The organism is Paraburkholderia sp. SIMBA_054, from assembly GCF_046534875.1.
In the GTDB taxonomy this organism is placed as follows: domain Bacteria; phylum Pseudomonadota; class Gammaproteobacteria; order Burkholderiales; family Burkholderiaceae; genus Paraburkholderia; species Paraburkholderia hospita.
The window spans coordinates 1-20655 of the sequence record NZ_JAWRXV010000031.1 but is presented as its reverse complement, the minus strand read 5'-3'; the positions used below and the strand labels follow the sequence as shown (position 1 = coordinate 20655).

The following is a 20655-nucleotide window of genomic DNA, read 5'->3' as shown; positions in this document are numbered from 1 at the left end:
CATCGCGCAATGTCTACGCCAGGATAATGCCGCTTGATTCGCCGATAAGCCACACACATGATGCGGCCCAACAGCCTTTGACACGCGGGCCTTAACAACGCAAAACCGCTTGAAACGCCGCAATACAAGGCATTCACGATCATTGGGATCAAGACCCGCGCGTTCTTCTTATCATAGTAGGTTTATACCGCACTGCAACCTGTTTGCAATGCAGATACGCTGGTCATTTCGTTTTCACATCAAATGAAAAGCGAAGTGCATATATGACTTAATGATTTACCGGTTGTCGCGTGGGCACAAAAATAAAGCCGGAAAATCATTCGTCGTTTAGCGATGCGATACGTGCGCGAATACGCAACGCGGCGCGAATGAATCACGCCGCTTGCAACGTCGCGCACAGGTCGCTCTCAAGCCACGTTCAGGCCGCGTTCAGGCCGCAGCGAGCTTGAACGAAGAAACGGTATCGTCCAGCTCGCGGCCCTGATGCCGCAGCGATTGCGAGGCAGCCGAAGCCTGTTCGACCAGCGCCGCGTTCTGCTGCGTCACCGTGTCCATCTGCGAGATCGCCTGGTTGATCTGTTCGATGCCGCGCCCCTGCTCTTCGGAAGCCGCAGCGATCTCCTCGATGATTTCGGAAACGCGCGCGACGGCCTGGTTCACATCGGCCATAGTACGGCCCGCGTCATCGGCGAGAGAAGTACCGCTCTGGATCTCTTGCACCGAGCGCGCAATCAGCTCCTTGATCTCCTTCGCCGCTTGCGCCGAGCGCTGCGCGAGACTGCGCACTTCGCCCGCGACCACCGCGAAGCCGCGGCCTTCCTCGCCTGCGCGCGCCGCCTCGACTGCGGCGTTCAGCGCGAGAATGTTCGTCTGGAACGAAATGCCTTCGATGATCCCGGTGATCTCGGCGATCTTGCCCGAGCTAGAACTGATTGCTTCCATCGTCGTCACCACGCGTTCGACGGTGTGGCTGCCGCGCTGGGAAATCTCCGACGCATTCGATGCCAGCGACTTCGCAAGCTGCGCGCTATCGGCGTTCTGCTTCACGGTCGAAGTCAGCTGCTCCATGCTCGCCGCCGTTTCCTGCAACGATGCAGCCTGCGCTTCCGTGCGGCGGCTCAGGTCGCTGTTGCCCGTGGCGATCTCATTCGTCGCCGTGGAGACGTTCGCGCTGCTCGATCGCACACGGCCGACCGTTTCGGTGAGCCGGTCGTTCATGTCGCGCAGCGCCTTCAGCAGTTCGCCCGCTTCGTCATCGCGATCGACGACGATATGGCTGGTCAGATCGCCCGTCGCAACGGTGCGTGCGACTTCGACGGCACGCGTGATAGGTTGCGTGATCGAGCGCACCATGCGCACGGCCAGCACGAGCGATGCGAGTATCGCCAGCACGCTCACGCCGAGAATGGCGTTGCGCAACATCGCATAACGTTCCTCGAAGTTCTGCACGATCTCGCCCTGGCGCGTCTTCGTGTAGGTCGCGTAGTCGTCGGTTGCCTTGACGAGCGCGGCCAGCAGCGGACGGCAATGGTCGTCCATTTCCTTGATGGCCTCGTCGTGATGGTTGCTGAGCGCGAGGCCCACGATGTTGAGCGCAACAGGCCCATAGAGCCCTTCGACGCGATTCATCTCGGCCACCAGCGAACGAGCGGTTTCGCTTGTGTCGCTCGCGCTGTTGATCATGTCGTTGAGCTGCTTGAGCTTGATGCCGACATCTTCATGTGCGCGCTTCACCGCAGCCGTCTCGAGGTCGAGATCCGCCTGGGTCGTGACGAGCACGAGATTGCGCGCAGCGATCGCGCGGCGATCGACGGCCGCGCGCAGCTCGGCCGCCACCTGCGCGCGCGCGTTGATGCCATGCACATACTGGCCGAACGCTTGCGTCGTGTTGGCAAGACTGAAAAGCGAAACAACGGAAATAACGACTGCTATGGCCGCCATCGACAGGAAACCGACGAACAGCCTCGTCTTGATGGTCAAGTTCTTTTTCACTACTGGCCCCCGGGTTTTACCAAGAAAATCTGCATTCGCGATGAATCTTTTTATGCGAAAAAAACGCCTGCTCTCAGGTTTCAGGCGTTGTTCGTGCAGCGTCTGCGCTGCCTACGGGTTCTGCGCGCGGATTCGCTTCGACTTACTGGATATCGGCTTTCACCTCACCAATATTTAACATTTTCGGGTTTTCACGAAGGTATTCGGTCGTCGTCGAGTGGCAATCGGCAGGATTTCCCGACCAATGTACTCAATGCGCAAAAAATGATGGGAGAAGTGGGCAGCGCCGATGCGCCACCGGCTGCGGCAGCAAAACGTACACCGTGTAGGTTTTGGTGAAAGGGAAGGATCAATCCCAGTTTTCGTCGATCCATTCGATCGCCCACGTGCGTGCGCAAATCATGGCGTCGGATTCGTCGACGAACGAATCAATATCGCCCGATTGATGCACTTCGGCGGGCGTATTCGCCGTCGCCCCGCGAGTGAGCTTGGCTTGGGCGACATAGTGGCCGTCTTCGTCGTGCCTGGCCCGGCAGTCGATGTGAAATCCCTTGTAGTCGAAATGCATGGCAAACCTCCTGTAGCGAAGAAAGTGCGATGCAATCCGGGCTTGGGTTTCTCCCGGCGGATGAATCAATCGTAGCATGGCAAATCGCGTGCTCGGTTTTCCTTTTGCGTTGCATTGCACGCTAGCGGCCACCATTTCAGCCGTTGCAACCGTCGTGCGCAATGCAAACGGGATACCTTGCCGGCGTGGAATGCCCGTTGCTGCCTTCAATGACAGGACATCCGATAACAGCGTCAGACGAACAGGGGGCACAACATGCACGACAGAACCTTCACACCAACCCGAAGTCGCGTCTGGACGGCGGCGCGCTTTGCCGCGCATTCGATGCCGCCGCGCGTACTCGTCGTCGACGACTACATCGACTCAGCCGATGCACTCGCCGCGTTTCTCGCCAACAGCGGTTTCGACACACGTGTCGCGTACAACGGCTGCGACGCGTTGAAGATCGCCAATGAATGGCGCCCCGACAGCGTCGTGCTCGACATCGCGATGCCGGGCGTGTCGGGGCTTGCGGTGGCGCGTACGCTGCGAGAGTCGCCCGGGACGGCTTGCGTGCCGCTGCTCGCCTACACCGCCTACGAAGCGGGCGACAACTACGCCGAGTTGCGCGCGGGCGGCTTCGACGGCGTCTGCGCGAAGCCTATCGATCCGCTGATGGTCGTCGGCATCCTCACGACGCTGCTGGCCATGCCCGCGTTGAAGCGCGGGTACGACTATCACTCGTGATGGACTCCCGCGCGACTCCACTTGTAAGGGGCGTTCCGTCCCGTTAATCTGACGCGCATCGCCGTTGCGGAGCGCGCCCATGATCACACTACGAAGTCTTCTCGCGGCTTTCACCGTCGCCCTGCTGACTTCGTGCGCGAGTCTGCCGCCGCAGGCAGATCGCATCCAGACCCATGCCGTCACCGACACGCAGAACACGCGGCTCGCCATCGCGTTCACACCGCAGGAACAGCAACATCCCGACGAGACCGCGTTCCACCTGCTGCCCGATGCCGTCGATGCGCTCGTCGCGCGCCTTGTGCTCGCGGAAGCGGCGGACCGCACGCTCGACTTGCAGTACTACATCTGGCATGACGATCTGACAGGCCGCGCACTGGCGTCTGCCGTGATGCGCGCGGCCGATCGCGGCGTGCGCGTACGGATCCTGCTCGACGATCTCGGCACCAATGCCGACGACAATCTGCTGCTCGCGCTCGACGCGCATCCGAACGTACAGATTCGCCTCTTCAACCCCGTCGCCAACCGCACCTTCAAGAAGCTCAGCATGGCCACCGACTTCTTTCGCGTGAACCGGCGCATGCACAACAAGTCGATGATCGCGGACAACCAGGGCGCGATACTCGGCGGGCGCAATATCGGCGACGAATACTTCGGCGCTTCGAACGATGTCGCTTTCGGCGATCTCGATGTGCTCGTGCATGGGCCTGTCGTGCACGAAGTGTCGTCGGCATTCGACCTTTTCTGGAACTCCGAGGCTGCGTATCCGATCGACGGGCTGATGGGCCGCAAGGCGGACCCTGCGGCGCTGGCCGACGTACGCAAACAGCTCGACGCGTATCTGGCTTCCGAGGAAAACAACCCCTACGTCGTGAACGCGCGCGCACGGCTCACGCAGGTCATTCATTCGCAGGATGCCGTGTTTTCATGGGGCAAAGCCACTTTGCTCTACGACGATCCCGCGAAAATCACGCGCGCGCCGGGCGACTCGCAGGGGCATCTGATGACGCAACTCAAGGCGCTCGAACTGCAGCCGACGCAACAGATGCTCGTCGTCTCGCCGTATTTCGTGCCCGGAAAGGAAGGCGTCGCGTGGCTTTCGGGACTGACGCAAAAGCAGGTGCGCGTCACCGTGCTGACCAACTCGCTAGCCGCCACCGACGTCGCCGCCGTCCATGCCGGCTATCAGCGCTACCGCAAGGCGCTGCTCGAAGCGGGCGTGCGTCTCTACGAACTGAAGCCCGTCGCGGAAGACAAGACGGCGGACAAGACGGCGGACAAGACGGCGGACAAAACGGAAGACAAGAAGCATCTGTTCGGCTCGTCGAAGGCATCGCTGCATGCGAAGACTTATGTGTTCGACCGCAACAGCATCTTTATCGGCTCGATGAATCTCGATCCGCGTTCGGTCGAACTCAACACGGAGATCGGCGTGTACTGCGAAAGCGCGCCAGCCGCCGCGCAGGTTGTCGATACGCTCGAGCCGAACTTCGATCGCATCGCATGGCGGCTCGAATTGCGCGCGAATGCGAACGGCACGAGCAGTATCGTCTGGATCGACACGGCGCCCGATGGCACCGTCAAAGTACTCGATAGCGAGCCGGAAGTATCGGCAATGCGCAAGGCGGGTATCTGGTTTCTGAGCATTTTGCCGATCGAATCGCAGCTATAGCGGAGTCTGCGCGACGGCGCTGTCTTTACGCGGTCTTTACGCGCACCGTGCGTTTCTTTTGAAAATCTCGACGGCGATGTCCGTAGAGTGCTTGCATCCGGGCTCGTACCAGACGATATGCAGGAACAACACAATCTAGCCAAAGGACGGTGGCGGTACACGCTTATCAGGCTCGCATTGATGGCGGCGAGCCTCGCGCTATGCACCGCGCTGCCGTTCGGCCATGCGCAAGCGGAAACCACGTCTCAGGTATCTCAAGCGTCTCCAGCGCCTCTAGCACCTCAGGCCGCCGACACGCCCGTTCTTCCCTCTCCCGCCGATATCGTCGCCACCTTGCGCGCTCAATTCCGCGTCTCAGCCGCCGATGCGCTGACGATCGCGCAAGCCGTTCTCACGGAAGCCAACCGCTATTCGATGTCGCCCGTGCTGCTGTTGTCGGTGATGGCGGTCGAATCGGGCTTCGATCCGCGCGCCGTGAGCACGCTCGGTGCGCGCGGGCTAATGCAGGTGCTGCCCGCCGCGCATCCGCGTGCGTTCTCCAACGTGAAAGAGCTCGACGATCCCGCCATCAACGTGCGCATCGGCTCGTCGATTCTGCGCGGCTATCTGGATGCTGCCGGCGGCGATATCGATGCCGCGCTGTGGCGCTATAGCGGCGGCGGGAAAGGGTATGCGCGCCGTGTGGCGGTGCATATGCGGCGGTTCAGTGCGGTGTTGAGCAGCAACGCGCAGCCGGTCGTGAAGGTATCCGCGGACACGCTACCCTGACCTCACCCCTCCAGCGTCATCAACTGCCGGGCGAGCGCATGCGCGTGCGGCGTGAGCGCGGAAAAATCCCGCGCACACAGATGCAGACGCCGCGTCGTCCACGCCTCCGACAAGGGCAACACGACGATATCCGCATCGCCCAGCGACTGCGTGCAGGCCGCAGGCAGAATCGCGATGCCCACGCCCGCCGCGATCAGGCGGCCCAGATCCGCGACATTGCGCAAGCGCACGCGGTACTGTAGCTGTCGTCCGAGCCGCGACGCGCGATCCGCCAGATGACGCTCCAGCGCCGCATCGGACAAGCCCACGAACGCTTCATCGACGATATCGGCAAACGCAACCCGTTCGTCGTTCGCCACGCGATGCGCGCGGCTCGCGGCCACCACCAGTTGATCGTCAGCGATCACATGCGTCTGCAGCGCAGCAAGATCGGCGATATCCGCGACGATGCCGAGATCCGCGCGCCCTTCGGCGACGGCCCGCACGATGTCCGCGCTCGGACGCTCGTCGATATCGACGGAAAGATCGGGGTGCGCGGTGAGGAAGCGGCAAAGCTGTTCGGGCAGGAACGACGCGAGCGCCGCCGTGTTCGACATCAGATGCACGCGGCCCTTGAGGCCCTTCGCGTAGTTGCGCAGTTCGCCGCGCATCTGCTCGATCTGCCCGACGATCAGCCGCGCGTGACGCACAAGCGCCTCGCCGGCGGGCGTCGCGCGCACGCCGCGCCGCATGCGTTCGAGCAGCGGCGCGCCCAGCGCGGACTCCATGCCGGAGATGCGCTCGCTCGCGGAAGCGAGTGCGAGATGCATCGCCTGCGCGCCGCGCGTGAGGCTGCCATGCTCGACGACCATCAGGAATAGCCGCAGGTCGGTGAGGTCGAAACGCGACGTGGTCGTCATCTTCGTCTAAGGCGAACTCTGGCATCGGAGAATCCCGATTGTATCCGCGAAGCGCGCGCCGCTATGATCCGTCGGATGAACAATCTATTCCTCGTAGCGGGCGCCGGGCTGCTTGCGGGCGGCATGAATGCGCTGGCAGGCGGCGGCTCTTTCGTCACGCTGCCGGCGCTGATCGCGGCCGGCGTGCCTTCGGTTCAGGCGAACGCATCGAGCACCGTCGCGCTCTTTCCGGGCGGGCTTGCGAGCGCGTGGGCGTATCGCGATGGGCTCGGGCCGATCGGCGCCGTGTCGTTGCGCGCGCTGCTGTTCACGACGCTCGTCGGCGGGATATGCGGCGCATTGCTGTTGCTGCTCACGCCGTCGAAGACCTTCGATATCGTCGTGCCGTGGCTGTTGCTCGTCGCGACCGTCGCGCTCGCGTTCGGCCGGCGCTTCGGCGAATGGATGCGCGCGCGCTGGCACATCGGGCGAGCGGCCGTGCTCGTCGTGCAGTTTGCGCTGGGTGTGTATGGCGGCTATTTCGGCGGCGCGGTCGGCATCATGATGATGGCTGTGTGGGGACTGCTCGATAGCCGCGAGCTAAAGCTGCTCAACGCGCCGCGCACGCTGCTGGTGAGTGCGGCCAATACGATGGCCGTCGTCGCTTTCATCGTCGCGCGGGCGGTGTATTGGCCGGAGACGATCGTTATGCTGATCGGGGCGTTGATTGGGGGATATGGCGGCGCAATGGTGGGGCGTCGTGCGTCCGCGCCAGTTATACGCTATGGCACGTTGGTCGTTACGGCTTGCATTACGATTGCGTTTTTTGTGCGTGCGTATGGATCGGGAAGATGACTTCGGCGGCGATCCGCGGCGTGGGCGCGGTGAGCACGATAAGGTTCTAAGAAGGGGTTGTAGTTTGTGTCCATGTGGGCGGTTCGGCTTTGCGCTGGCATCCGCGTTTTGCCTTCGTAGCGCGGCCGGTTTGGTTTTTTGGTGTTTGCGCTGGCATCCGCGTGATGGTGTTTGATGTTCATGCGTCGCCCCTGTGCGGGGCGGCACCTACTTTTCTTTGCCGCCGCAAAGAAAAGTAGGCAAAAGAAAGCGGCTCACACCGCCAACATTTCTTCTTGCCTGAGGGCCCCCAAAGGGTCTTACGCTTCACACGGCAACGTCCTTGTTCACGTTCGTTGCCAACGCTTCGAATGAGCGCCTCACCCACTTCAAACACCCGAACAAGCGCTAGCGGCAGCGAATGGTTTGCGCCGCCCAGGTGGCAAACTGTGTGTAGGTTGTCGCGGCGTATAGCTCGGCGCTCTTACATGGTGGGACGCTTGCCCTGTCGGTCCGGAGTGAGGCGTGCGGAGCACCTAGGGCCAACACACAGTTTGCCACCTGGGCGGCGGTGGACTATCTGGCACGGCATGCTGCAATGCAGGAGCGTGAAGCGGGTGAGGCGCACCGCAAGAGCGCTGGCAACGAACATGCGTCACGTGGTTGCCGTGTGAAGCGTGGGACCATTTGGGGGCCCTCAGGCAAGAACTAGAACTGACGGTGTTAGCCGCTTTCTTTTGCCTACTTTTCTTTGCGGCGGCAAAGAAAAGTAGGTGCCGCCCCGCACAGGGGCGACGCTTGAACGGCAAACACCATCACGCGGATGCCAGCGCAAACACAAGCAAACCAAACCGCCCGCGCCACGAAGACAAAACACGGATGCCAGCGCAAAGGCAACACCGAACGGCGGCGCATGAAGCACGGAGGCATAACGCGGATGCCAGCGCAAAGGCTAGAACAACCAAACCGGCCGCGCCGCTCGCTCACCCCGCATGCCCCTGCCGATGCGGCGGCTGCTGCGCCTCGTCTACGTGCGGCGAACGTTTGTGATCGCGCGGGCCCACGTCGTGTCCACTCTGCCCGGCCACCCTTGCCGGTCCCGACTGCGAACGATGCTCCGCGTGCCGCGCAGGCGCACCATCGTGACGATCCGGCCGATGCGTGTCACGCACATACGCGGAACGCTCGCCATGCGAATGCGGACGATGCTCGTCCCGACGCGGCGGCATTGCCGCATGCACGGGCGGACGCCCGCCACGATGCGCCATCTCGACGCGCAAATGCTCACGTCGGCGGAACACTTCGGCACGGCGGTCGCCGCGCGCATAGAAATGTCGATGACGCTTGCCATCCGGGCCCACCACCCACAAATACGTGCTGCCACCCACGAACACCACGTCGCGATCGATAACGCCCGCAATATAGACATCGCTCGGCGCAGACACATAAACAGGCTGCGCAGGCGCGCGCACCACAACAGCGGGCGGCGGTGGCGGCGGCGCCTGAACGGCAACGACAGCGGGCTGCGGCCTTGGCCGCGCGGGCGCTGCGGAGATCTGCTGCTCGCTGGTGACGCAACCGGCTAACGTCGCGAATGCGGCAACCGCCGCGAAAGATGTGGCCAGCTTCATCGTGTTCAAATGCGGCTCCCCGTTTTATGTGGTCGTTCTGATTCGCCCGCATTAACGGCAAAGTCTTACAGAAGCTTTAGCGCGACAGGTAGATGGCCGCATGGCCGCCGCCTGTATCATCGGCCTGTGTCGATCTGCGACACCCCGCACGAGCACAACGCAATGCCTTCGAGGAGCACCGCGTGAACGTCAGTGAAGCCGTCACCAGCCGCAAATCCGTCCGCCAGTTTCTTTCGACGCCCGTGCCACCCGACGCAATCCGCCGCGTGCTCGCCACCGCCGCGCGCTCGCCGTCGGGCGGCAATCTGCAGCCCTGGCATATCCACGTGGTAGGCGGCGACGCGCTCGCGCGCCTCAAGCACATCATGCGCGAACGCGTCACGGATGCGCCTGGCGGCGAAGAGATGGAGTACGACGTCTATCCGCCTGGCCTTCACTCGCCGTATCGCGAGCGGCGCTTTCAGGTGGGCGAAGATCTTTACCGCAGCATCGGTGTTGCGCGTGAAAACCGGCCCGCGCGCCTCGCGCAGTTCGCGCGCAACTTCACTTTCTTCGATGCGCCGCTCGCGCTCTTTTGCACCGTCGACCGGCGCATGGGCCCGCCGCAATGGGCCGATCTCGGTATGTTCATGCAGACGGTCATGCTGCTGTTGCGCGAAGAAGGGCTGCATAGCTGCCCGCAGGAATGCTGGGCGCAGTATCCGCAAACGATCGGCGCGTTTCTCGACCTGCCCGCCGACCGCATGCTGTTCAGCGGCATGGCGATCGGCTACGAAGATACGGATGCCGCGATCAACCAGTGGCGCTCGCAGCGCACGCCGCTGGACGAATTCGCGCAGTTCATCGGCGTCTGACGATCAGCAGAAAATCGTCACGACCCCATCGCGGGCATGAAGTTGAACGACAGTGTACGCATCAGCTTTCCTTGTGGCCCACGCCGGGCCGCTCATGTTGCCAATACGACTGCTACGACTTTCGGAGATCCGGAAACCGTATTCCGTACCGCGATCGATGAAAGCGCATGCAGAAAAGCAGGCTGCCGTCGCGTTTCGCGCTTTGATGCGAAAATCATGGTTTCCTGAAGCCAACACGAGTGCATCCGATGTTCGAAGCCACCATCAATACCGCGCTGCCCAAGGCCGAGTTCTATCAGGAACTGGCGTCGCAAGCGCGCTCGCTGCTCGAAGGCGAATCCAATCAGATCGCCAATGCGGCCAATCTGTCGGCGCTGATCTTTCACAGCCTGCCGGAGTTGAACTGGGCAGGTTTTTATTTCGCGCTCGACGGCGAGCTGGTCGTCGGTCCGTTCCAGGGCAAGCCCGCCTGCGTGCGTATTCCGATGGGCCGTGGCGTATGCGGCCGCGCAGCCGAAACGCGTGAGACGCAGGTCGTGCCGGATGTCGATGCGTTTCCAGGGCATATCGCGTGCGATTCGGCGTCGCGCTCCGAGATCGTAATTCCGCTGCAAAAGGCGAATGGCGAACTGTTCGGCGTGCTCGATATCGACAGCCCTGTGCTGGCGCGCTTCGACGACGAAGACCGCCGTGGGCTGGAAGAAGTCGCGCGGATTTTCGTCGCGTCGCTGCGCTGAAAAACTGGACACCTGACGGGTTCCACCTCTTCCCCAGCATGAAGCATTTGCACTAAGATCGCGATCACATCGTCTCTTCCGGGTGAAACGCGGTGGATCTCAACGACGTCCGCATCTTTGTCAGCGTCGTCCAGACTGGCAGTCTCATGAACGCGGCCAGTCGGATGGGCGTGCCGCTGGCCACCATCAGCCGGCGCATTCGCGCGCTGGAAAAAGAGCTGAACGTGCAACTGCTGGAGCGTTCGGCGCGCGGCACCCGGCTCACCGATGCCGGCGCGCGGCTCTACCAGCATGCGAGTCTCGGCGTCGAGATTCTGAAAGACGGCGAAGAAGCCGTCGCCTCCGATCAGGCCATGCTCAAAGGGCGGCTGCGCCTGTCGCTGCCGCCCGCGTTCGATATCTGGTGGGATCTCCTGCACGACTTTCAGCGCCGCTACCCTGACATCCGCGTGCATGTGTACACGACCGAACGGCGCGTCGATCTGATCGAGGAAGGGATCGACGTGGCGTTGCGCGTCGGCGCGATTGCGCATGAAGCGATGGTCGCGCGGCGCATGCTGTCGTATCGTCACGTGCTGGTCGCGAGTCCTCAACTGATCGAGCGCTTCGGCATGCCGCACGAACCGTCCGCGCTCACCCGTCTGCCCTGCGCGCTCTGGAACCGCGCGCCCAATGACGCCAACACATGGCAGCTAGGCAAGACGACGGTCGAACCGCACATCGTGCTGACGACCAACGACTACGCACAGCTTCGTTATCGCGCGCTGAACAGCGAGTTCGTCACTGAGATTCCGCCCTTTCTCGCCGCCGAGCCGATCCGGCAAGGACGGCTCGTCCCGCTTCTGCCGTCGTATCCGTTGCCGGATCAGCAGGTCAATCTGCTGTATCCGTCGCATCGGCATCCTTCCGCCATCGTGCGAACGTATCTCGAGTTCTGTCAGTCGCGCATTGCGTGGTTCGTGGATCAATGCGCGATCGAATGGAAATCTGCCTTACAGGAAGCGTCCCCGTCCGATTCTCTCGCGCAGTCGAAATAAAAACCCCGAAGGCCGTTCGACCTTCGGGGCGGTTCAGCGCGAGCGGCGACAGCCGTCAGATGCTATGCGGAGCGCATCTCACAGCGCCTTGCCCGCCGATTCGAGCGCAGCCGCCACGCCTTGCCCATACGCGGGATCAGCCTTCGTGCAGTGCTCGATATGCAGCTTCCGGATCGGCTCCGACACGCCCGTCAGGGCACGCGCGGTGTTGTCGAACAACGTCTGCTGCTGCGCCGGCGACATCAGGCGGAACAGATTGCCCGGCTGCGAAAAGTAGTCATCGTCGGTGCGGTGGTTCCAGTGGTCGGCGGCGCCTTCGATCGACAGCGGCGGCTCGCTGAAGTCCGGCTGATCGAGCCATTCGCCGCGCGTATTCGGGTTATATGGCGTCGCGCCGCCCATGTTGCCGTCGACGCGCATCGAGCCGTCGCGGTGATAGCTATGCACCGGGCACCTCGGCGCGTTCACGGGAATCAGGCTGTGATTCACGCCCAGGCGGTAGCGCTGCGCGTCGCCGTACGAGAAGAGGCGCCCTTGCAGCATCTTGTCCGGCGAGAAGCTGATGCCCGGCACCACGTTGGCGGGATTGAACGCGGACTGCTCGACATCGGCGAAATGATTGTCCGCGTTGCGATTCAATTCCATCACGCCTACTTCGATCAGCGGGTAATCCTTCTTCGGCCAGATCTTGGTCAGATCGAACGGGTTGTACGAGGTCTTCGACGCATCCGCTTCCGGCATCACCTGCACGTACATCGTCCACTTCGGGAATTCGTTGGCTTCGATCGATTCGTACAGATCGCGATGCGAGCTCTCGCGGTCCGCGCCGACGAGCGCCGTGGCTTCCGCATCCGACAGGTTCTCGATGCCCTGCTGCGTATGCAGATGGAACTTCACCCAGAAGCGTTCCTTGTCAGCGTTGATGAAGCTGAACGTATGACTGCCGAAACCGTGCATATGACGGAACGACTTCGGAATGCCGCGATCGCTCATCACGATCGTGATCTGATGCAGCGCTTCGGGCAATTGCGTCCAGAAGTCCCAGTTGCTTTCGGCGCTGCGCAGGCCCGAGCGCGGGTCGCGCTTGATCGCGTGGTTCAGGTCCGGAAATTTCAGCGGGTCGCGCAGGAAGAACACGGGCGTGTTGTTGCCGACGAGATCCCAGTTGCCTTCGTCCGTATAGAACTTCACGGCGAAGCCGCGGATATCGCGCTCGGCATCGGCTGCGCCGCGCTCGCCCGCTACCGTCGAGAAACGCGCGAACAGTTCCGTCTTCTTGCCGATCTGCGAAAAGATCTTGGCGCGCGTGTACTTCGAAATGTCATGCGTGACCGTGAATGTGCCGAACGCACCCGAGCCTTTCGCATGCATGCGGCGCTCGGGAATCACTTCGCGGTCGAAGTGCGCGAGTTTCTCGAGGAACCACACGTCCTGCAGCAATGCCGGGCCGCGCGGGCCCGCCGTCTGGGTGTTCTGATTGTCTACAACGGGTGCGCCAAAAGCAGTCGTCAGCTTGTTCACGTCTAGCCCTCCAACACTTATAGAAAGCTCCGGGGACGCGCCACCGGATCGTACTGTGGGATTTCCAGCGACTGCAGCCGCCATGGCAGATCGGCAACCGCTGTCTCTGGAGGCGAAATCGGGGACGGTCATGCCGTCGTCATGTCGGTCTGCGCACTGCTCACAACGCGCGGACCGGTTGCTGCGGGAGCGATCTTAGCGCCATTCGAACAAGCGAGCAGAGAAGGGGTGAGCCTTGAATTGCACCACATGCAGCGCATGCAAGAAGTGCTGCCGGAAGCGGATGACGGATGAATGACGTTCAATGCGCTCCGGGTCAAAGTGCTATGAGTTTGCGGAATCCGATAAAAATTTTAAGTTAGCGCTCGCTTTATTGTCCCTGTCATATACGTACCAGATTGCCGGACTTTGACAGATAACTAACGAATAAGACGCCAAACGACACTCGATGTCCACCGCATTCGCCCACACAGTCGAAGCAAGCTTCGCGACGCTCACGCCCACGGCCAAGCGCATCGCCAGCTACATGCTGGCGAATCTCGAACGCCTCGGCCTCGAAACGGCGGACCAGATCGCGCATCAGACGGGCACGAGCGGGATATCGGTCGGGCGCTTTCTGCGCAGCGTCGGCTATCGCAATCTCGACGACCTGAAGCGCGAGTTGCGCGGCGCACAATCGCGTCCGTGGTTCATCACCGACCGGCTCGACGCTTACCGCAGCGAGCGCGATGACAGTAGCGACAGCAGCGCGAACGGCGTGGATGCGGGCGACGTGGGCAATGCGGGCGATGCGGGCGACGCCACCACCGTGCGCTCGCTCGATCTCGAAGTCGATGCCATCCGTTATGTTTATCAACTGGCGCAAGGCGAGACCTTCGCGCGCATTGCGCAGCGCATTGCCGAAGCGGATGCCGTCTTCATTCTCGGCATTCAATCGACGCGCGGCATCTCCAACGCGTTCTACAGCTACCTGGAGTACCTGCGCCCGCGCGTGTTCTATTCCGACGGCATGTCCGGCTCGTACGTCGACTCGCTCAATTCGGAGTTCGCGTCGCCGTATCTGATCGTCACCGACACGCGTGCCTATTCGCGCATCGCGCGGCGCTATTGCGAAGCGGCGACGCGGCGCGAATTGCCGTTTGCACTCGTCACCGATCTCTATTGCCCGTGGGCGCGCGAATTTCCCAGCGACCTGATTCAGGTGAAGACGGACGTTGGCCAGTTCTGGGATTCGCTTGCGCCCCTTACGTGCCTGTTCAATCTGCTATTGACATCGATTGTTGAACGATTGGGTCCGGCTATCGACCAACGTGTTGCGCGCAACCGAGAGTTGCAGCGCGAACTCGATCAATTCGACCTCTGATTCTCATGACCGATACCCCACAACTCATACATGTCACGCCGGAAACGCATGGCGTCGAACTCGACCTCGCCTATGCGACCGCCAATAACTTCACCGGCAAGCCGATCTACAAGGAAGCGCACTGCCTTTTGCTCGCGCCCGCCGAAACGGGCTTGCGCAAGGCGGTCGAACTCGCGGCCAGCATCGGCATGAAGCTGCGCATTTTCGATGCGTACCGTCCGCCGCAGGCGCAAAAAGTTCTGTGGGACTTCTTGCCCGATCCGACCTATATCGCGGAACTCGGGCGCGGATCGAATCATAGCCGCGGTACGGCGCTCGATCTGACCTTGATCGACAGCCATGGCGAAGCGCTCGACATGGGCACCGGCTTCGACGCGATGGTCAAGGAGTCCGAGCATTTTCACAAAGGGCTGCCGCAGCATGTGCAGCGCAACCGCTTGCTGCTGCTCGGCATCATGCACGCGTCCGGCTTCACGCATATTGCCAGCGAGTGGTGGCATTACGAAATACCCGGCTCGCGCGCGCTGCCCATCATCGACAACAGCGAAAGCGGCCCGTTGAAGCTGATGTAATCCACGCTTTTTTAGCAGCCTTCCCACGCATGTTCCCTCTCGATACGGAGCGAGTATGAATCTGGTTCTGCGCAATGCGCTAGCGGCAGTGGCCGTCGTCTCGGCACTGACGCTTACGATGACGACAACAAGCACCGCATTGGCGGCCACGCCGAAAGACATGCTGGTGATCGCCACCACACTCGACGAGTTCTCGACGCTCGATCCGGGCGAAGTGTACGAACTGGTGCCCGAGGAATATGTCGCGAACACATACGACCGCCTCGTGCGCGTCGATCTGAAAGACCCGTCGAAATTCAACGGCGACGTCGCGCAGTCGTGGACGGTCAGCCCGGACGGTTTGACGTTCACGTTCAAGATTCGGCCGGATCTCAAGTTCCATTCCGGCAACCCGCTCACGGCCGACGACGTTGCATGGTCGATCCAGCGCTGCGTGCTGCTCGACAAGGGCGCGGCCGCGGTGCTGCAGGGCATCGGCTTGACGAAGGACAACGCGCTGCAAAACGTCAAGAAGATCGACGACTCGACCGTCAGTATCACGACCGACCAGAAATACGCGCCCACGTTCGTGCTCAACGTGCTGGGCGCGTGGCCTGCATCCGTGCTCGACAAGAAGCTGCTGCTGTCGCACCAGAAAGGCAATGATTTCGGCAACGAATGGCTGCGCACGAACGAGGCCGGCTCCGGCGCATACAAGCTCGTCAAATGGACGGCGAACGACAGCATCATCCTGCAGAAGTACGACGGCTACCGCATGCCACTGGCAATGAAACGCATCGTGATGCGCCATGTGCCGGAGGCCTCGAGCCAGCGCCTGCTGCTCGAAAACGGCGACGCGGACGTCGCGCGCAATCTCAGCCCCGACGATCTCGCCACGCTCACCAAGGGCAATAAGGTGACCGTGACGTCCGTGCCGCAGGCCACGCTGCTCTATCTCGGCCTCAACGTGAAGAACCCGAATCTCGCGAAGCCCGAAGTGCAGGAAGCGATGAAATGGCTGATCGATTACGACGGCATCCAGAAGAACGTGACGAAGAACACCTTCCAGGTTCATCAGACGTTCCTGCCGGAAGGCTTTCTCGGTGCGCTGAACACCAATCCGTATCATCAGGACGTGGCTAAAGCGAAGGCGCTGCTTGCGAAAGCCGGCTTGCCGAACGGGTTCAAAGTGACGATGGACGTGCGGAGCGCGTATCCGTACAACGAAATTGCGCAGGCCGTACAGGCCAATCTCGCGCAAGGCGGCATCAAGGTCGAGATCATTCCCGGTGACAACAAGCAGACGCTCGCAAAGTACCGCGCGCGCCAGCACGATATTTATATCGGCGAATGGTCGGCGGATTACATCGACCCGCACAGCAATGCGCAAGGCTATGCGTGGAATCCCGACAACTCCGACAAGTCTTCGTACAAGATGCTCGCATGGCGTAATTCGTGGGACATTCCGGATCTCACGAAAGAGACCAACGCGGCACTCGCCGAATCGTCGCCGGCCAAACGCGCGCAGCTCTATCAAACGATGCAGAAGGAAATGCTCGCGAAGTCGCCGTTCGTCATCATGTTCCAGCAGGTGTCGCAAGTGGCGATGCGTCCGGGGGTGTCGGGACTCGAAGTCGGTCCGATCAACGATCTCGTGTCGTATCTGCACGTAAAGAAGCAATAGGTACGCGGCCGATATGTCGACACCGCTCACTCCCATCGACCAGATCCGCGCTGCGTCCGCGCGCAGCGCGGGCTTGCGCTGGACGTTGCGCGTGCTGCGCTGGGTGCTCACGCTCGCCATCACGTTCACGGGCCTGCTGGCCGTGACTTTCGTGATCGGCCGCAAGGTGCCGATCGACCCCGTGCTCGCGATACTCGGTGACCGCGCGTCGGCGAGCGCCTATGCGGCCGCGCGCATCCAGCTCGGTCTCGACAAGCCGCTCGCCGAGCAGTTCTTCCTCTATGTGAGCGCGGTGCTGCACGGCGATCTAGGCGTATCGCTGCTGACAGCCAACCCGGTGATCGACGATATCAAGCGCGTGTTCCCCGCGACGCTCGAACTCGCGACACTGTCGACGATCATCGGCGTGCTGGTCGGCGTGCCGCTCGGCGTGATTGCGGCTGTCCGGCATAACCGCTGGATCGACCACGTGGCGCGCTTCATCGGCTTGATCGGCAGTTCGGTGCCGGTGTTCTGGCTCGGCCTGATGGGACTGCTGCTGTTCTATGCGAAGCTGCATTGGGTATCGGGACCGGGCAGGCTCGACCCGGTATTCGACGGCATGGTCGATACGCGCACGGGCAGCCTGCTGATCGATTCACTGATCGCGGGCGAATGGGATGTGTTCTTCAATGCGCTGTCGCATATCGCCTTGCCCGCCGCGATACTCGGCTACTACTCGGTCGCGTACCTGAGCCGGATGACGCGCTCGTTCATGCTCGACCAGTTGAATCAGGAGTACATCACCACGGCACGCGCCAAAGGTCTGTCCGAGCGGCGCGTGATCTGGGTGCATGCGTTCGGCAATATCGCGGTGCCGCTGCTCACGGTGATCGCGCTCTCGTACAGCTTTCTGCTCGAAGGCTCGGTCTTGACGGAGATCGTCTTTGCGTGGCCGGGCATTGGCTCGTATCTGACGGGTGCGTTGCTCAACGCCGACATGAATGCCGTGCTTGGCAGCACGCTCGTGATCGGTATCACCTTCATCGCGTTGAATCTGCTGACCGACGCGCTCTATCGCGTGTTCGATCCGCGCGCCCGCTGATGCAACGGAGACTTTCGACGTGCGACCTCCTGTTGACCGTTCTACATCGGACTGGCCGATGAACGCGCCCCGTCCGACCTGGAAGGAATGGCTGCTGACGGACACGCCCGCATCGCGCCGGCAAGCCGCGCTCGGCCTTGCATACCGGCGCTGGCGGCGCTTCAGGGGCAATCCGCTGTCGGTGTTCGGCTTCTCGATCCTCGTGCTGCTCGTGATCGTCGCGATCATCGGGCCGTGGATCGCGCCGCACGACCCGTTGATACAGGTGCTGTCCGACCGGCTGTTGCCGCCCGGCTCGGCGTCTCACTGGTTCGGCACCGATCAGCTCGGCCGCGATATTCTTTCGCGCGTCATTTACGGGTCGCGGCTGACGCTTTCTATCGCGATACTCGTCGTGGTGGTCGTCGTGCCCATCGGTCTTTTGATCGGCACGACGGCGGGCTTCTTCGGCGGCTGGGTCGACAACGTGCTGATGCGCGTGACCGACATCGCACTCGCGTTTCCGAAGATCGTGCTCGCGCTCGCCTTCGCGGCTGCTTTGGGGCCGGGTGTGTTCAATGCCGTGATCGCCATTTCGATTACCGCATGGCCCGCGTACGCGCGGCTCGCGCGCGCCGAGACATTGCGCCTGGTGCAGACCGACTTTATTCACGTTGCGCGGTTGCAAGGCGCGTCTAACCTGCGCATTCTGCTGCGCTATATCGTGCCGCTTTGTTCGTCGTCGGTGATCGTGCGCGCGACCCTCGATATGGCGGGCATCATTCTGACCGTCGCGGGCCTCGGCTTTCTCGGACTCGGCGCACAACCGCCGAGTCCCGAATGGGGCTTCATGGTCGCATCGGGCCGCAACGTGCTACTCGATTCGTGGTGGGTCGCGACCATTCCGGGCTTCGCGATTCTGCTCGTGAGCCTCGCGTTCAATCTGCTCGGCGATGGATTGCGCGACGTTTTCGATCCGCGTCATGGAGACTGACATGAGCACGCCCAACACGACGCCTGCATTGTGCGAAATCGACGATCTGCGCATCGCGTTCCGCACGCACGACGGCACGATGAACGAAGCGGTGCGTGGTCTCTCGCTGACGCTGAACAAGGGCGAGCGGCTCGGCATTGTCGGCGAGTCCGGGTCGGGTAAATCGTTGACGGGTCGCGCTCTGCTGGGATTGTTGCCGCCCGCCGCGCATTGCACGGCAAAGACGATGCGCTTCGACGGAAGCGATCTGCTCGACATGCGCGCCGACAAGCGCCGGAAGTTGTGTGGCCAGCAGATGGGCATGATCCTGCAAGACCCGAAATACTCGCTGAACCCGGTGATGACCGTGGCGCAGCAGATGCGCGAAGCGTTCGCGCTGCATGAGCCGAAGCTCGGCCGGCGCGCGATGCGCGAGAAGATCATCGCCGCGCTCGAAGCCGTGCATATCCGCAACCCGGAGCGCGTGGTTGATTCGTATCCGCATGAACTCTCGGGCGGCATGGGGCAGCGCGTGATGATCGCGATGATGGTATCGACGGGGCCACGTCTGTTGATCGCCGACGAACCGACCAGCGCGCTCGACGTGCTGGTATCGATGCAGGTACTCGCCGTGCTCGATGAAATGATCGCGAAACATGATACTGGCCTCATCTTCATCAGCCACGATCTACCACTCGTGATGTCGTTCTGCGACCGCGTCGTGGTGATGTACGCGGGGCGCGTCGTCGAAACCTGCGCGGCGCGCGATCTCGTTCATGCGCAACATCCCTATACGCGCGGCTTGTTGGCGGCGAATCCGCCGCTTGCGAATCCGCCCGCCGAGTTGCCCGTTCTCTCGCGCGATCCCGCATGGCTTAACGATGTGCAAGGAGCATCCGCATGATCGACGTCGATGCAGTGACCGTTCGCTTCAAGACGGCCGCAGGCGCTGTCGACGCGGTGCGCAATGTGAGCTTTCATGTCGCGCAAGGCGAAGTGTTCGGTCTTGTCGGCGAGTCGGGTTCCGGCAAGTCGACGATCTTGCGTGCATTGAGTGGGCTCACGCCGATCGCGCAAGGCACGATGCGTATCGCACAGCACGAGCAAGCGACGCAAAAGCGCGATGTGCAAATGGTGTTTCAGGACCCGTATGGCTCGCTGCATCCGCGCTTCACCGTCGATCAGACGTTGCGCGAGCCGTTGCGCATCAATGGCATCGATCGGCATGAAGAGCGCATTGTCAATGCGCTGCGCGAAGTGGGACTGAATGCGTCGTTCCGGTTTCGCTATCCGCATCAGTTGTCGGGCGGGCAAAGGCAACGGGTTGCGATTGCGCGTGCATTGATCGTGGAGCCGCGTGTGCTGCTGCTAGACGAGCCGACCTCGGCGCTCGATGTCTCCGTGCAGGCCGAAATATTGAACCTGCTCAAGCGCCTGCATCAAGAGCGCAATCTGACGATGATTCTTGTTAGTCACAATCTGGCCGTGGTCGGCTTCTTGTGTTCGCGCGTCGCGATTATGCGTAATGGCGAGATCGTCGAAGAACTCGATATCGAGCGCGTTCGCGCGCAGCAGGTTGAGAGTGAATATTCGCGCAGTCTGCTGCTCGCGACGGGGGGTTATCGGCGGAAGGCTGTGGAGGCGATGGGGGTCGATACTTCGCTGTGAGTGTGTGTTCCGGGTTGTGGTGGCGTTTGGGTTTTTGTTCTTTACGCTGGCATCCGCGTTATGCCTTCGTGCTTCATGCGTCGCCCCTGTGCGGGGCGGCACCTACTTTTCTTTGCCGCCGCAAAGAAAAGTAGGCAA

The 20655-nt window shown here is 61.8% G+C and carries 19 protein-coding genes; 14 read left to right on the top strand and 5 right to left on the bottom strand.

Annotated features, from left to right (window positions below):
- Window positions 1-429: 429 nt before the first annotated feature.
- Entirely contained in the window at window positions 430-1992 is a 1563-nt protein-coding gene (locus SB822_RS31730; protein WP_410856416.1) for a methyl-accepting chemotaxis protein, read from the bottom strand.
- Between the two features lie 349 nt (window positions 1993-2341).
- Window positions 2342-2560, bottom strand: a complete 219-nt coding sequence (locus tag SB822_RS31725; protein ID WP_007586771.1) for a hypothetical protein — start codon at window positions 2558-2560, stop codon at window positions 2342-2344.
- A 255-nt stretch (window positions 2561-2815) separates the two neighbouring features.
- Between SB822_RS31725 and SB822_RS31720 the strand changes: the two genes are divergently transcribed.
- The 3 genes from SB822_RS31720 to SB822_RS31710 all read left to right on the top strand — a co-directional run bounded on the left by SB822_RS31720 (window position 2816) and on the right by SB822_RS31710 (window position 5723).
- The gene (locus SB822_RS31720; protein WP_410856415.1) at window positions 2816-3286 is read left to right on the top strand and encodes a response regulator; all 471 of its coding nucleotides are present in this window, start codon (window positions 2816-2818) and stop codon (window positions 3284-3286) included.
- A gap of 79 nt (window positions 3287-3365) precedes the next feature.
- Complete coding sequence (locus SB822_RS31715; protein WP_410856414.1) at window positions 3366-4955, top strand: phospholipase D family protein; 1590 nt, start codon at window positions 3366-3368, stop codon at window positions 4953-4955.
- 117 nt (window positions 4956-5072) lie between these two features.
- Window positions 5073-5723 carry a lytic transglycosylase domain-containing protein gene (locus SB822_RS31710; protein WP_410856413.1) on the top strand — a complete coding sequence of 217 codons (651 nt, stop codon included), beginning with the start codon at window positions 5073-5075 and terminating at the stop codon, window positions 5721-5723.
- Window positions 5724-5725: 2 nt separating this feature from the next.
- Here the strand turns inward: SB822_RS31710 and SB822_RS31705 are convergent, their stop codons facing one another.
- Window positions 5726-6622, bottom strand: a complete 897-nt coding sequence (locus SB822_RS31705) for a LysR family transcriptional regulator (RefSeq protein ID WP_410856412.1) — start codon at window positions 6620-6622, stop codon at window positions 5726-5728.
- A gap of 75 nt (window positions 6623-6697) precedes the next feature.
- Between SB822_RS31705 and SB822_RS31700 the strand changes: the two genes are divergently transcribed.
- Window positions 6698-7456, top strand: a complete 759-nt coding sequence (locus tag SB822_RS31700; protein ID WP_410856411.1) for a sulfite exporter TauE/SafE family protein — start codon at window positions 6698-6700, stop codon at window positions 7454-7456.
- 962 nt (window positions 7457-8418) lie between these two features.
- Here the strand turns inward: SB822_RS31700 and SB822_RS31695 are convergent.
- Window positions 8419-9066 (bottom strand): hypothetical protein, encoded by a 648-nt coding sequence (locus SB822_RS31695; protein ID WP_244208010.1) that lies wholly within the window; start codon window positions 9064-9066, stop codon window positions 8419-8421.
- Between the two features lie 182 nt (window positions 9067-9248).
- Here SB822_RS31695 and SB822_RS31690 point away from each other — a divergent pair, with 182 nt between their 5' ends.
- The 3 genes from SB822_RS31690 to SB822_RS31680 all read left to right on the top strand — a co-directional run bounded on the left by SB822_RS31690 (window position 9249) and on the right by SB822_RS31680 (window position 11694).
- Window positions 9249-9920 carry a nitroreductase gene (locus SB822_RS31690; RefSeq protein WP_007744456.1) on the top strand — a complete coding sequence of 224 codons (672 nt, stop codon included), beginning with the start codon at window positions 9249-9251 and terminating at the stop codon, window positions 9918-9920.
- A gap of 248 nt (window positions 9921-10168) precedes the next feature.
- Window positions 10169-10657: a GAF domain-containing protein gene (locus SB822_RS31685; protein ID WP_007586426.1), complete on the top strand. Its 489-nt coding sequence runs from the start codon at window positions 10169-10171 to the stop codon at window positions 10655-10657.
- A gap of 92 nt (window positions 10658-10749) precedes the next feature.
- Complete coding sequence (locus SB822_RS31680; protein WP_410856410.1) at window positions 10750-11694, top strand: LysR family transcriptional regulator; 945 nt, start codon at window positions 10750-10752, stop codon at window positions 11692-11694.
- Between the two features lie 78 nt (window positions 11695-11772).
- Here the strand turns inward: SB822_RS31680 and SB822_RS31675 are convergent, their stop codons facing one another.
- Window positions 11773-13215 (bottom strand): catalase, encoded by a 1443-nt coding sequence (locus SB822_RS31675; protein ID WP_410856409.1) that lies wholly within the window; start codon window positions 13213-13215, stop codon window positions 11773-11775.
- 448 nt (window positions 13216-13663) lie between these two features.
- On the opposite strand from SB822_RS31675, the gene sapR reads away from it, so the two are divergent.
- From sapR to SB822_RS31640, 7 genes are read left to right on the top strand one after another with little or no spacing between them, the layout of a single operon-like run.
- Window positions 13664-14578: a sap1 transcriptional regulator SapR gene (sapR, locus tag SB822_RS31670; RefSeq protein ID WP_410856408.1), complete on the top strand. Its 915-nt coding sequence runs from the start codon at window positions 13664-13666 to the stop codon at window positions 14576-14578.
- 5 nt (window positions 14579-14583) lie between these two features.
- Window positions 14584-15150, top strand: coding sequence for a D-alanyl-D-alanine dipeptidase (ddpX, locus tag SB822_RS31665; protein WP_007744464.1), 567 nt, complete (start codon window positions 14584-14586; stop codon window positions 15148-15150).
- A 55-nt stretch (window positions 15151-15205) separates the two neighbouring features.
- Complete coding sequence (locus SB822_RS31660) at window positions 15206-16813, top strand: ABC transporter substrate-binding protein (RefSeq protein ID WP_410856407.1); 1608 nt, start codon at window positions 15206-15208, stop codon at window positions 16811-16813.
- A 13-nt stretch (window positions 16814-16826) separates the two neighbouring features.
- On the top strand, window positions 16827-17897 hold the full coding sequence (locus SB822_RS31655) for an ABC transporter permease (RefSeq protein ID WP_410856406.1): 1071 nt from the start codon (window positions 16827-16829) through the stop codon (window positions 17895-17897).
- A 58-nt stretch (window positions 17898-17955) separates the two neighbouring features.
- On the top strand, window positions 17956-18870 hold the full coding sequence (gene nikC, locus SB822_RS31650; RefSeq protein ID WP_410856405.1) for a nickel transporter permease: 915 nt from the start codon (window positions 17956-17958) through the stop codon (window positions 18868-18870).
- 1 nt (window position 18871) lies between these two features.
- The gene (locus SB822_RS31645; protein ID WP_079487472.1) at window positions 18872-19753 is read left to right on the top strand and encodes an ABC transporter ATP-binding protein; all 882 of its coding nucleotides are present in this window, start codon (window positions 18872-18874) and stop codon (window positions 19751-19753) included.
- The gene (locus SB822_RS31640; RefSeq protein WP_007586405.1) at window positions 19750-20517 is read left to right on the top strand and encodes an ABC transporter ATP-binding protein; all 768 of its coding nucleotides are present in this window, start codon (window positions 19750-19752) and stop codon (window positions 20515-20517) included. Before SB822_RS31645 ends, SB822_RS31640 begins: the two co-directional genes overlap by 4 nt.
- Window positions 20518-20655: the final 138 nt, after the last annotated feature.